This window comes from Embleya australiensis, from assembly GCF_051903075.1.
In the GTDB taxonomy this organism is placed as follows: Bacteria; Actinomycetota; Actinomycetes; order Streptomycetales; family Streptomycetaceae; genus Embleya.
Genome location: NZ_CP182423.1, coordinates 3,799,805 through 3,812,670 on the forward strand (window position 1 = coordinate 3,799,805; position 12,866 = coordinate 3,812,670).

Here is a 12,866-nt window from a genome sequence, read left to right on the forward strand (position 1 = left end):
GAGGGCGCAGTGAGCAACAGCGACGTCGAGGTCGCCCGCCAAGCCCTGGCGCCGAATCGGCGCTGTGCCCCTGCCCGTGTCGACGATCCGCCGACACGCGGGGTCGGCACTCCGGCCGGGGCCTCGGTGGCCGCATGGCCCGAGGCTGCACGGCTCGTCGGGGAAACCCCGGGGACTGGGCACATCCACGGCGTACGCCCTGTCCGCAGCGTTCCGGGCCGACCACGGCATTGCGGGACCGGCCAACCCCATCCGGCAGCCGAAGTCCCTCGCCGACGCCCGATCGGCCTTCCCAATCGGCGGTTCCTCGCCATCCGGCCCGTGCATGCCCAACCAGGGCGTGATCGGTCGGCATCGGGCCGGTGAGCCGGACGTGTGTCGGACGTCGTTCCCGGTCTGCTTCATAGGCGTCGACGAGAAGGCGATCAACTTGTATCCGGTCGGCGCCGGAAATCGTGAAGATCGCGCGTTGCCGCCACCGAGCACGCAGAGCCGTGAGCGCGGGCCGTAGCCCGTCGGCTCGAAGGTCCTTGAAGCGAGACGGGCCCGAGGGCGGGCCCTCCGCCGACCGTCTCGGTTTCCGGTCGTACGGATGGAACCTCCGTCATAACTTCTGCCGATTTAAACCTTCTTCAAGCTTCTGCGCTCCATGCGCCTTCAACCCCTTTCCTCCTGGCTGGTCGACCCGAGAGGTGTGTGAAGCCCATGCTCCAGCGTCGGCAGACCCGCCTTGTGCCGCGCGGCGGCGGTAGGGGAGCGACCCTTGGGCAGCGGGCACGGCTGATCGGTGCGGGGATCGGTGTGGTGGCGATCTGTGCGCTGGTCGGCCGTGCGACCGCGTCCGGCGCCGGGAACGCCGACGGGTACGCCGGCGGATTCGCGCACGGACCGGTGGTGGACATCTGCGTGTGCGTCGAGACCGGCGTGTGGGTGTCCGGGTGGCCGGGCGGCAACGTGACCGTCGGCGTGGACGTGGACGTGGACGTGGACGTCCAGGTCGAGGCCGGCATCAGGCCGCGCGCCGGCCCGGAGCGCCCCGGGCCCAGGCCCTCGCACGGGCACCACAACTGCCACACTCCCAAGCCCGCCGCGGAGCCCACCGCACACCCGATCCCCTGGCCGACCTTTCCCGCACCCGTGCGCCCGACGGGGCCGCGGAACGAGTCCGGTCGAACGGCCGAGGCAGTCGGGCCCGGCCACGGCCAACACCACCACGCGTACCCCTGCCCCAGCCCCAGCGCGAAGCCAAGTCCCACGGCGGCCCCCACGCCTACCCAGATGCCGACTCCCACCGCGACGTCGGGTGTGCCGTCGCCGAGTCCGTCGGCGACGCGTACGTCGGTGCCGAGTGCGTCTGCGACGTCGGGTGTGCCGTCGCCGAGTCCGTCGGCGACGCGTACGTCGGTGCCGAGTGCGTCTGCGACGTCGGGTGTGCCGTCGCCGAGTCCGTCGGCGACGCGTACGTCGGTGCCGAGTGCGTCTGCGACGTCGGGTGTGCCGTCGCCGAGTCCGTCGGCGACGCGTACGTCGGTGCCGAGTGCGTCTGCGACGTCGGGTGTGCCGTCGCCGAGTCCGTCGGCGACGCGTACGTCGGTGCCGAGTGCGTCTGCGACGTCGGGTGTGCCGTCGCCGAGTCCGTCGGCGACGCGTACGTCGGTGCCGAGTGCGTCTGCGACGTCGGGTGTGCCGTCGCCGAGTCCGTCGGCGACGCGTACGTCGGTCCCCAGTGCGTCCGCGACGTCGAGCGTGCCATCGCCGAAGCCGACGGCGACCCGCACTTCGGCGCCGAGTGCGACCGCGACCCCGAGCCCGGGTCCTACGTCGCCGCCGTCGCCGACCGCGCCGACGCCTGCGTCCTCGTCGTCGCCCACTTCCGCACCGACGGCGACTTTCACACCGGCGCCGAGTCCCACCGCGACTTCGAGCCCGGGTCCTACGTCGTCGCCGCCGCCGAGTGTGCCGACCCCGAGCCCGACGCCCGGCCCGACTTCGATTTCCGCTCCGACGCCGTCATCGACCGCCGCGTCTCCGGGGCCGACGTCGGTTCCGACGGCTGCGCCTTCGTCGTCGCCCACTCCCGTACCGACGGCGACTTCCACGCCGGTGCCGAGCGCGACCGCGACCCCGAGCCCGACGGCGAACCCCACACCGATTTCGAGCTCCACGTCGACTCCCACCTCGACGCCGTCACCAACCATCCCTGCCCCCGGTGCTACGCCGGTTTCGACGCCGGCGCCCACCCCCACCCCGTCCCCGAGCCCGGGTCCCACGTCGACGGTGTCACCGACCGTGCCCTCTCCGGGGCCGACGCCTGTTCCGACGGCTGCGCCTTCGTCGTCGCCCACTCCCGTACCGACGGCGACTTCCACGCCGATGCCGAGCGCGACCGCGACCCCGAGCCCCACACCGATTTCGAGCTCCACGTCGACTCCCACCTCGACGCCGTCACCAACCATCCCTGCCCCCGGTGCTACGCCGGTTTCGACGCCGGCGCCCACCCCCACCCCGTCCCCGAGCCCGGGTCCCACGTCGACGGTGTCACCGACCGTGCCCTCTCCGGGGCCGACGCCGGTTCCGACGGCCGCGCCTTCGTCGTCGCCCACTCCCGTACCGACGGCGACTCCCACGCCGGTGCCGAGTTCCACCGCGAGCGTGCCGACACCGAGCCCGACGGCGACCGCCACACCCATCCCGTCCCCGAGCCCGGGTCTCACGTTGCCGCCGTCGCCGAGTGTGCCGTCCCCGGGGCCGACGCCCGGCCCGACTTCGATTTCCACCCCGACGCCGTCATCGACCACCGCGTCTCCGGGGTCTACGCCGACGCCCGCCCCCACAGCCGCGCCGACGCCCTCCCAGGCCGTGCCGTCCCCGGGGCCGACGCCGCTTCCGACGCCCCCACCGTTGCCCACCCCCACGCCCACACTGTCTCCCAGCCCGGCTCCCACTCCGGCCCCGTCACCGACCACGCCGTCCCCTGGCCCGGCAACGGCTCCCACCCCAACGCGCGCGTCACCCACCCCCACGACGCCACCCACACCCCGGTCGTCCCCCACACCCACCACGCCACCCGCACCCGCACAGCCAGCGCCCGCACAGGCACCCCCAGCCCCGCCGGCCCCCGCGCCCACGGCCCAGCGCCCGGCCGCCCCCAACCCGGCCGCCCCCAACCGCGCCGTCCCGCCGCCCCGGCCGTCCTCCACACCCGCCGCCCCACCCACCCCCGCGACCACCCGCCCCGCCGCCCCACTCAGCCCCGCAGCCTCGCCCAGCCCCGCGCCTCCGACCCCGTCGGCGCGACCGACGTTTCCGCCCCGGGCGGCGAAGCCCGTACCCATGCTCCGGCACCACCTGGGCTTCTCGTTGACCACCACGATGCTGCTGATCATGGTCCCCGCCGTGATCGCGGCGGCGGTTATGCGACCGGGCCGTCGTGACCGACGACGCGGCCGTCGCCCGGGTTCGTCCTGATCGACTTCCGACGGTCCGCCGACCGATTCCCGGCGGGGCGGCGGGCCCCTACCCGGGCGGAGCAACCGGGTACCTCGACCCGAACCGGGCCGGGGTTCGCCCCCGACCTTTCCATCCCGTCACAAGCCAAGCCAAGCCAAGCCAGAGAAGGGAGTTCCGATGTCCGAGCGGGTGGCGTTGATTGTCGCCGCGGCGTCGGCCTGTGCCGTCGTGGTGGCGGTGGTGGTGCTGAGGCAGGTCCGGCCGATCAAGGAAAGCACCGACGAGACCCCGGACGTCATCGAGTACATCACGATGATGATCGGGGTGGTCTACGCGATCGTCCTCGGCTTGGCCATCGCGGGTGTCTGGGAGGCGCGCGGTGCCGCGCAGGACGATCTGTTCCACGAGGCGCAGTCGTTGCGCGAGGTGAGCGATCGGGCGGTGGCATACCCGGCGGAGTTCCGAAACCAGGTCCGGGCCGACGTGGACGCCTACGTCTCGTACGTGGTGAACACCGAGTGGGAGTACATGAAGAACAACGGTGCGCTCAGCGTCAACGGCGACCGGCTCCTCGAAAAGCTCCGGAACGATGTCGCCACCCGACCGGCCGACTCCGACCTGGAGTCGCAGGCCTACCAGCCGATCCTGGACCGGATCGACCAGGTTTCCGAGGCCCGCAACTCGCGCGGACAAAACACCGGGTCGACGATGCCCGGGGTGGTCTGGCTCGGCCTGCTCGGCGGTGCGGTGGTGACCGTCGGCATGTTGTTCGCGCTCCAGATCCGGCGCACATGGAGGGAGTTGATCCTGGCGCTCTGCTTCAGCGCGCTGATCGCGTTCCTGCTGTTCATGATCTGGGACTTCGACAGTCCGTTCGCCCGGCGCGTGTCGGTGTCCACCCAGCCGTTCGAGGACCTCTTCCCCTGGCTCCATCTCGGCGACTGAGTCGGCCGCATGGCCGGAGCCGCTTCCGGCCGGCGGGCTCCGCCGGTGCGCATCGACACACGCACCGGCAGAACCGATGGGACCGCCCCGCCGGGACGGACACCCGGCGTGATTGGTGCGCCGGGTCAGTATCGGCGACTGACTTCGACGTTCTCCAGGATGCCGAGCGCGTCCGGGACCAGGATCGCGGCCGAGTAGTAGGCGCTGACCAGATACGAGATGATCGCCTGCTCGTTGATGCCCATGAAGCGCACCGACAGGCTCGGTTCGATCTCGTCGGGGATGCCGTCCTGCCGCAGGCCGATGACGCCCTGGTTGTCCTCGCCCGTACGCATGCACATGATCGACGTCGTGCGCTGCTCCGTGACCGGGATCTTTCCGCACGGGAAGATGGGAACACCGCGCCAGGCCGGAAGCCGGTGTCCGTTGAAGTCCACCGTGTCCGGGACCAGGCCGCGCCGGTTGCACTCGCGTCCGAAGGCGGCGATCGCCTTGGGGTGGGCGAGGAAGAACTTGTTGCCGCGGCGACGGGAGAGCAGTTCGTCCATGTCGTCGGGACTGGGGACGCCGTCGTGGGGTTGGATGCGCTGGCTGTGGTCGCAGTTGGCGAGCAGGCCGAACTCGCTGTTGTTGACCAGCTCGTACTCCTGGCGCTCGCGCAGCGCCTCCACCGTCAGGCGCAACTGCTGTTCCGTCTGGTTCATCGGCTCGTTGTAGAGGTCCGCGACCCGGGTGTGGACCTTGAGCACGGTCTGGGCCACGGAGAGTTCGTACTCGCGCGGCGCCAACTCGTAGTCCACGAACGTGTGCGGGATGACCGCCTCGCCGACGTGGCCGGCGACCATGTCGATCGCCGCCTCGCCGTACTTGTTGGTCCGCTGTTCCGGGACCTGCGCCACGTCGTCGAGGTGGGCGCGCAGCGACTCGGCGCGTTCCGCGAGGTTGTCCACGTCGGAACGGGTCAGCTCCAGCACCGTGCAGGCCGTGCTCGCCCGGAACGTGGTCTCCCAGATCGGCTCCGCCGCAGTCAGACAGGAGTCGCCGAAGTACCCGCCATCGGCCAGTACTTCCACAATCCGTTCGTCACCGTACGGCCCCGTACCCACCTTCTCGACGCGCCCGTGCGCGATCAGGAACACCCGATCGACGGCCGAACCGAACTCGGCCAGCACCGCGCCCACCGGGTATTCGTGCTGCTCGCACCGACGGGCAAGCTCCGTCAACACGGCCTGGTCGTGATAGTCGCGCAGCGCCGGCAGTTCTCCCAACTCGGCCGGGATCACCTCGACCCGGCCCGCGGTCTGCACGAAGGTGACCCGCCCGTCGCCCACCGCGTAGCTCAGCCTCCGGTTCACTCGGTACGTACCGCTGTGTACCTGCACCCACGGCAACATCCGCAGCAGCCAGCGGGAGCTGATCTCCTGCATCTGCGGGACGGATTTGGTGGTCGTGGCCAGATTCCGCGCGGCTGCGGTATCAAGGCTTTGTCGTTCCCGTTCCAGATCCACCGGTGGCTGCGGACTTGCGTCGACCGACATGAAGGAACCTTCCTCGCGGGCTCGGAGCAAACAGGAATAGCCTGACAACAACCAAGGCGAATCGGCTACTACACGAAAGGGTGAATGATGCGCGCAACTCGAAGGAGCAAGGCAATTTCGGATCGCCGGGACAGGGCGGCGCGATCCTGGTAAAGCCGTGATTTTCGCTTCGGCCCGAATCAGGGTTCGTCAAGGCCCCGTCGGCGGGGCAGCACCGCGCCACGCCGTGCAGGTCGGCGACGGCAGGCCTGCGGCAAATGGGTGACAGGAAGAATCACTATATCGAATGGCAATCTCTCGCCCGCGTCGAATCGGCGAGTCGTCCTAACCTATTCTCGTACGCGAAAGGAAGCCCGCCAATCATCCTTGATTTTCTTCATACCGCGACGTGCATGTGGCCTGTCGTCGTCGAAAACAATACAAGAAGCCTGCCGACGACCGTGGCGACTCCGACATCACCATATAGAAGCCGACCCCATTGTTGCCTCGGTCGAACGTATTTCAGGAATCCTGCACCACGAGCCACCCACACCCATACACCCACACCCACACCCACCCAAGGAGACATGGATGCTCGAACGCTCTCTCCACCCGGTGCCGACACCGGACCCCAAGGCCGTGGCAGTGCCCACCACGCGCTCCGCCACTCCCGAAGCCGATGGTTGCCGCGAGGACGAAGCGGCGCCGGCCGACGGGGCCGGGGGCATCGGGCACAACGTGTGGGGGCGGGTGTTGCGCGGTCCGAGTGGTCTGGGCACGGCGGGTCTGTACCTGGCGCAGCGCGCGCAACCGTCGAGGCCCTGTCGGGAGGTTCCGGGTTTGTATTACCACCCGGTGGCCGAGCCGGACGAGGTGCGGGTGGCGGAGGTCGGTCGTCGGATCAAGGACTGGGCGGTGGACGAGGTCGCGTTGTTCCCGCCGGAGTGGGAGGACCAGTTCGACGGTTTCTCGCTGGGCAGGTACATGGTCGCCTGCCATCCCGATGCGCCCACGATCGAGCATCTGATGGTCGCCACCCGGTTGATGGCCGCGGAGAACGTGCTCGACGACTGCTACTGCGAGGACCACGGCGGCTCACCGGTCGGCCTCGGCGGGCGTCTGCTCATGGCGCACACCGCCCTCGATCCGGTGCACACCACGCCGGAATACCAGGGCCCCTGGGCGCAGTCGCTGCACGGTGACGCCCCGCGGCGGGCGTACCGCTCGGCGATGGACTACTTCCTGCGGCTCGCCGGCCCCTCGCGGGCCGACCGGTTCCGGCACGACATGGCGCGCCTGCACCTGGGATATCTCGCCGAGGCGGCGTGGGCGCAGACGGAGTACGTGCCCGAGGTGTGGGAGTACCTGGCGATGCGGCAGTTCAACAACTTCCGCCCCTGTCCCACCATCACCGACACCGTCGGCGGGTACGAACTGCCCGCCGATCTGCACGCCCGGCCGGACATGCAGCGTGTCATCGCGCTGGCGTCCAACGCCACCACGATCGTCAACGACCTGTACTCGTACACCAAGGAACTCGCCGCCCCGGGGCGGCACATGAACCTGCCCGTGGTGCTCGCCGAACGCGAGGGCCTGGACGAACGTGCCGCGTACCTCAAGGCCATCGAGGTACACAACGACCTGATGCGCGCCTTCGAGACGGAGGCCGCAGCCCTGGCCCTCGCCTGCCCCACACCCCTCGTGGCCCGCTTCCTGCGCGGCGTCGCCGCGTGGGTCGACGGCAACCACCACTGGCACCAGACCAATACCTACCGCTACGGCCTGCCCGACTTCTGGTAACCAAGAGGAGATCCATCGTGACCACGACAGCCGAATCCGCCGTCTCCGCCGCCCCCGCGCCGGCGACGCCCTACCAGGGCGACATCGCCGCCTATTGGGACCACGAGGCACGGCCGGTGAACCTGCGCCTGGGCGACGTGGACGGCCTCTACCACCATCACTATGGCATCGGGGCCGTCGACGACTCCGCACTCGCCGGCTCCCACGGCGGCGATCGCGAGGCAAGGGTCGTCGCCGAGCTGCACCGACTGGAGTCCGCGCAGGCCGACCTGCTTCTGGATCACCTGGGGTCGATCGGGCGCGAGGACCGGCTGGTGGACGCGGGGTGTGGTCGCGGCGGCTCCATGGTGATGGCCCACCACCGCTTCGGATGCTCGGTCGACGGGGTGACCCTGTCCGCCAAGCAGGCCGAGTTCGCCAACCGGCGCGCCCGCGAGCTGGGCATCGACGCGTCGGTGCGCGCGCACGTGTGCAACATGCTCGACATGCCCTTCGCGAGCGGGCAGGCGCGGGCCTCGTGGAACAACGAGTCGAGCATGTACGTCGACCTGCACGACCTGTTCGCCGAACACGCCCGCATCCTCGCCCCCGGCGGCCGGTACGTGACCATCACCGGCTGCTGGAACCCCGTCTACGGGCAACCCTCCAAGTGGGTGTCCCAGATCAACGCCCACTTCGAATGCAACATCCACTCGCGCCGCGAATACCTGCGGGCCATGGCCGACAACCGCTTCGTGCCCCAGGCCATCATCGACCTCACCCCCGCCACCCTGCCCTACTGGGAACTGCGCGCCACGTCCACGCTCACCACCGGCATCGAGGATGCCTTCCTCAACTCCTACCGCAACGGCTCGTTCCAATACCTCCTGATCGCCGCCGACCGCATCTGACCCCGGGCCGACCCCACCGCCCACTCCCGGACGCAGAGGTCGCGGCCGGCCCCCCATCGAACCGCCCGACCCCGGGCGCCCCCGCCACCCGCGCGCCGGGCCGGGCGCCCGGGTGGTGGAACCCTGGAACCATGAAGAACCGCCACGTGACGCTGTGCCTGTGCGGAGACGTGATGCTGGGCCGCGGCATCGACCGGATTCTCCCGCACCCGGGTGATCCGGCGCTGCGTGAGGCATTCGTCGGCGACGCCGGCGAATACGTGCGATTGGCGGAGGAGGCCAACGGACCGATTCCCCGACCCGTGGGATTCCGCCGCCCCTGGGGCGATGCCCTGGACATCCTCCATGCCGAGGCGCCCGACGTCCGGGTCGTGAACCTGGAGACCGGCATCACCACCAGCGACGACTTCGAACCGTTCAAGGCCGTGCACTACCGGATGCACCCCGACAACATCCCGTGCCTCGAGGCGGTCCGGCCCGATGTCTGCGTCCTGGCGAACAATCACGTCCTCGACTTCGGCCGTGCGGGTCTTGCGGATACCCTCGACGCGCTGCGCCGGGCCGGGCTGCGCACCGCCGGCGCGGGGGGTGACATCGAGGAGGCCCGACGTCCTGCGGTGGTGCCCGTCGGGGAAGGTGGGCGGGTGCTGGTCTTTGCTCAGGGGATGCCCTCCAGTGGGGTGCCGCCCGATTGGGCCGCGACCGAGAACCGCGCAGGCGTCGACTTCACCCACGACGCGTCGGAGCGAGGTGCCGAGGAACTCGTCGCACGGGTGGGTCGGGCGAAACTCCCGGGGGACATCGTGGTCGCGTCCGTGCACTGGGGTTCGAATTGGGGCTACGACGTCCCGGCATCGCGGATTCGGTACGCACACCGCCTGATCGACGGCGGCGTCGACGTCGTGCACGGTCACTCCTCGCACCATCCGCGCGCGATCGACGTGTACCGGAACAAACTGATCCTGTACGGCTGTGGCGACTGCGTCGACGACTACGAAGGCATCCGCGGCTACGAGTACTACCGCGACGACCTGCGACTCCTGTACTTCGCCACCGTGGCGCGCGATACGGGAGAACTGTCCGGTCTGCGCATGGTGCCCCTGCGGGCCGTCAAGATGCGTCTTGGCCGCGCGTCACGCGTCGATGTCGAGTGGCTGGCGGACACGCTCACCCGAGCCGGCCGCCCCTTCGGGACCGAGGTGACCCCGGAGTTCGACAACCGCCTCACGCTCCACCACTGACCGCATGCGTACGCCGCCGTGGCCATCGAAGCGGGCCGCCGTCGGTTGCCACTCGCTTCCGTTCGCCGTGGTCAGTCGGCGACCTCGGTCCTTTCCCACCACTCGTAGACGGGCAACCTGCCCTCCGGGGTCTCCCGGTGTCGCGAGGTGCTCTTGAAGTGCTCGTATCCATTGCGGAACGGGATCTTCAGCTCGACTCCGGGCGGAGTGATCGGGACGATCCGCTCCGGCATGTCGTCCGGTCCACCCTCGAGGTACGCGCGTTGGCTCATGTTCGGCCTATCCCACGTACTCCGGGTTCCAATCCCCGGCGTCGGTCTTCGGGCCCAAGCGCGCTCCGGGCGCCGGACCCTCACAGGCCCCGGCCCGAGTCCGACCCGGGACTCGGATTCGAGCCGTCGATCCCGTCCCCTACCGGCCGGGTTTGGCGCACGCCGAGCATGGCGATCTCCGGATACCGCGCGTCGAAGGCCGGGCACTCGGAGCGGATGCGCGGCAGCGCGGTGAAGTTGTGCCGGGGTGGCGGACACGAGGTCGCCCATTCCAACGAACGCCCGTACCCCCAAGGGTCGTCGACGGCGACCTTCTTGCCGGTCTTGTAGGTCAGCCACACGTTGTACAGGAACGGCAGGGTCGACGCCCCCAACAGGAACGCCCCGATGGAGGACAGCGAGTTCAGGGCCGTGAGGCCGTCGCCGGACAGATAGTCGGCGTACCGACGGGGCATGCCCCGGACGCCGAGCCAGTGCTGTACCAGGAACGTGGTGTGGAAGCCGACGAACAGGCACCAGAAGTGCACCCGGCCCAGGCGTTCGTCGAGCATTCTCCCGGTCCACTTCGGCCACCAGAAGTAGAAGCCGGCGAACATCGCGAATACCACGGTGCCGAAGACCGTGTAGTGGAAGTGCGCCACCACGAAGTACGTGTCGGAGACGTGGAAGTCCAGCGCCGGCGACGCGAGGATCACCCCGGTCAGCCCGCCGAACAAGAACGTGACGAGGAAGCCGAGGGACCACAACATCGGAGTCTCGAACGACAGCGAGCCGTTCCACATCGTGCCGATCCAGTTGAAGAACTTCACCCCGGTGGGCACCGCGATGAGGAACGACAGGAGCGAGAAGAACGGCAGCAGCACCGCGCCCGTGACGAACATGTGGTGCGCCCACACCACCGAGGACAGTGCGGCGATCGCGATCGTGGCGCCGACCAGGCCCAGGTAGCCGAAGATCGGCTTGCGCGAGAACACCGGCAGAACCTCGCTGATGATGCCGAAGAACGGCAGCGCGATGATGTACACCTCGGGGTGCCCGAAGAACCAGAACAGGTGCTGCCACAACAGCGGCCCGCCGTTGACCGGATCGAAGACGTGCGCGCCGAACTTGCGGTCGGCCTCCAGGACGAGGAGCGCGGCGGCCAGGATCGGAAACGCCATCAGCACCAGGAAGCCGGTCAGCAGCACGTTCCAGCAGAAGATCGGCAGGCGGAACATGGTCATGCCCGGCGCCCGCATGCAGATGATCGTGGTGATGAAGTTGACCGAGCCGAGGATCGTGCCGAATCCGGACAGGACCAGACCCATGATCCACAGATCGGCGCCGACACCCGGCGATCGGATCACGCCGGACAGCGGCGCGTAGCCCGTCCACCCGAAGGCCGCCGCGCCCTGCGGGGTGAGGAAACCTCCCAGGACCATGAGGGCGCCGAAGAGGTACAGCCAGTACGAGAGCATGTTCAGGCGCGGGAACGCCACATCGGGCGCACCGATCTGCAGCGGCATGACGGCATTCGCGAATCCGGCGAACAGCGGCGTCGCGAACAGCAGCAGCATGATCGTGCCGTGCAGCGTGAACGCCTGGTTGAATTGTTCGTTGGACAGGATCTGGCTGCCCGGTCGGGCGAGTTCGGCGCGGATGAACAGCGCCAGGATTCCGCCGATGAGGAAGAACCCGAACGACGTGGTGATGTACATGTAGCCGATCACCTTGTGGTCCGTGGTGGTCAGCCAGCCGACCACTCGGGCCCCGGCGCCCGCCCGCTCACCACCCGGGGGCAGGAGCGGTGCCACGTCGCGTTCGGCTTCCCGACTCACACTCACGTCAGTCCTCCCGACCGGCGAGGGCCCGGAGCGGGTCCGTACCGGGCCCTCGCCGGTGCGGCGGATACTCGCCCCAAAGCCTCGCCGCGCAACGTATCCCGCATGGTGCGCCCGCCCGCCGAGACGCGCGGGCATCGCGAGCACAGTGCCCCATTCGGCGCTACCGGAGCCCCCGCCCGTCGGTCCGCGCCTCCCGGACCCCGCCCATGGGTTCGCGCGGCAGACCGAATGGGGGGTGGCCTTCGGGCCCAGGCGGGTGACCGGCAACTCGGGATACGGCGTGCCTGGCGCGTGGCGCTGTGCCGCATGCCACGCTGATCCTGCGTGTCCGGTAGGCCCGGCATACCGCTTTGCCCGAGTCGACAGTCGTGCCCGACCGTCGGCCGTATCGCCACCGACCGGAGAGGCCGGCGACCGTGAGCGTCAAACCCGTGCCCGAGGATTACCCGCGCGTCACGCCCTACCTCTGCGTCGACGGAGCGGCGGCCGCGATCGACTTCTACGTCTCCGTCCTCGGCGCGACCGAGCGCATGAGAATGGCCGCGCCCGGCGGCAGGATCGGCCATGCCGAGCTACAGCTGGGCACCTCGATCGTCATGCTCGCGGACGAGTTCCCGGACATGGGCTTCCGGAGCCCGAAGGCCGTGGGTGGTACGCCGGTGACGCTTCATGTGTACGTCGAGGACGTCGATGCGGTCTTCGCCGATGCGCTCGCCAAGGGCGCCCGGGAACTGCGGGCGGTGAAGGACGAGTTCTACGGCGACCGGACGGGCCAGTTCGAGGACCCCTTCGGTCACCGCTGGAGCGTCGCTTCGCACGTCGAGGACGTCTCCGAACAAGAGATGGCGAAGCGAGCCGAGGAAGCCATGCAGAGCGGTGGCTGAACAGCGAGGCAGGCGGCCCGCCGCGCCCGCACGTTCCGGCCACG

Annotated in this window: 9 protein-coding genes; 5 read left to right on the forward strand and 4 right to left on the reverse strand. The window is 69.6% G+C overall.

The features are described 5' to 3' along the window. Positions 1-632 precede the first annotated feature (632 nt). On the reverse strand, positions 633-3,059 hold the full coding sequence (locus ACMXN5_RS46770; RefSeq protein ID WP_439680978.1) for a hypothetical protein: 2,427 nt from the start codon (positions 3,057-3,059) through the stop codon (positions 633-635). Positions 3,060-3,627: 568 nt separating this feature from the next. Between ACMXN5_RS46770 and ACMXN5_RS46775 the strand changes: the two genes are divergently transcribed. Next, positions 3,628-4,395, forward strand: a complete 768-nt coding sequence (locus ACMXN5_RS46775) for a DUF4239 domain-containing protein (RefSeq protein ID WP_439680979.1) — start codon at positions 3,628-3,630, stop codon at positions 4,393-4,395. 125 nt (positions 4,396-4,520) lie between these two features. On the opposite strand, the gene ACMXN5_RS46780 is transcribed toward ACMXN5_RS46775, so the two are convergent. Continuing rightward, positions 4,521-5,933, reverse strand: a complete 1,413-nt coding sequence (locus ACMXN5_RS46780) for a family 2B encapsulin nanocompartment shell protein (RefSeq protein WP_439680980.1) — start codon at positions 5,931-5,933, stop codon at positions 4,521-4,523. Positions 5,934-6,503: 570 nt separating this feature from the next. Here ACMXN5_RS46780 and ACMXN5_RS46785 point away from each other — a divergent pair. From ACMXN5_RS46785 to ACMXN5_RS46795, 3 genes are all read left to right on the forward strand, one after another. After that, on the forward strand, positions 6,504-7,712 hold the full coding sequence (locus ACMXN5_RS46785; protein ID WP_439680981.1) for a family 2 encapsulin nanocompartment cargo protein terpene cyclase: 1,209 nt from the start codon (positions 6,504-6,506) through the stop codon (positions 7,710-7,712). A 17-nt stretch (positions 7,713-7,729) separates the two neighbouring features. Beyond that, entirely contained in the window at positions 7,730-8,602 is an 873-nt protein-coding gene (locus ACMXN5_RS46790; RefSeq protein WP_439680982.1) for a geranyl diphosphate 2-C-methyltransferase, read from the forward strand. A gap of 131 nt (positions 8,603-8,733) precedes the next feature. Continuing rightward, entirely contained in the window at positions 8,734-9,843 is a 1,110-nt protein-coding gene (locus ACMXN5_RS46795) for a CapA family protein (protein WP_439680983.1), read from the forward strand. A gap of 71 nt (positions 9,844-9,914) precedes the next feature. Here ACMXN5_RS46795 and ACMXN5_RS46800 read toward each other — a convergent pair whose 3' ends face one another. Then, the gene (locus ACMXN5_RS46800; protein ID WP_395797939.1) at positions 9,915-10,115 is read right to left on the reverse strand and encodes a DUF5988 family protein; all 201 of its coding nucleotides are present in this window, start codon (positions 10,113-10,115) and stop codon (positions 9,915-9,917) included. 80 nt (positions 10,116-10,195) lie between these two features. Continuing rightward, complete coding sequence (gene ctaD, locus ACMXN5_RS46805; protein ID WP_439681428.1) at positions 10,196-11,908, reverse strand: aa3-type cytochrome oxidase subunit I; 1,713 nt, start codon at positions 11,906-11,908, stop codon at positions 10,196-10,198. A gap of 461 nt (positions 11,909-12,369) precedes the next feature. Here ctaD and ACMXN5_RS46810 point away from each other — a divergent pair, with 461 nt between their 5' ends. Continuing rightward, positions 12,370-12,822, forward strand: coding sequence for a VOC family protein (locus tag ACMXN5_RS46810; RefSeq protein ID WP_439680984.1), 453 nt, complete (start codon positions 12,370-12,372; stop codon positions 12,820-12,822). The last annotated feature ends 44 nt before the right edge of the window (positions 12,823-12,866 follow it).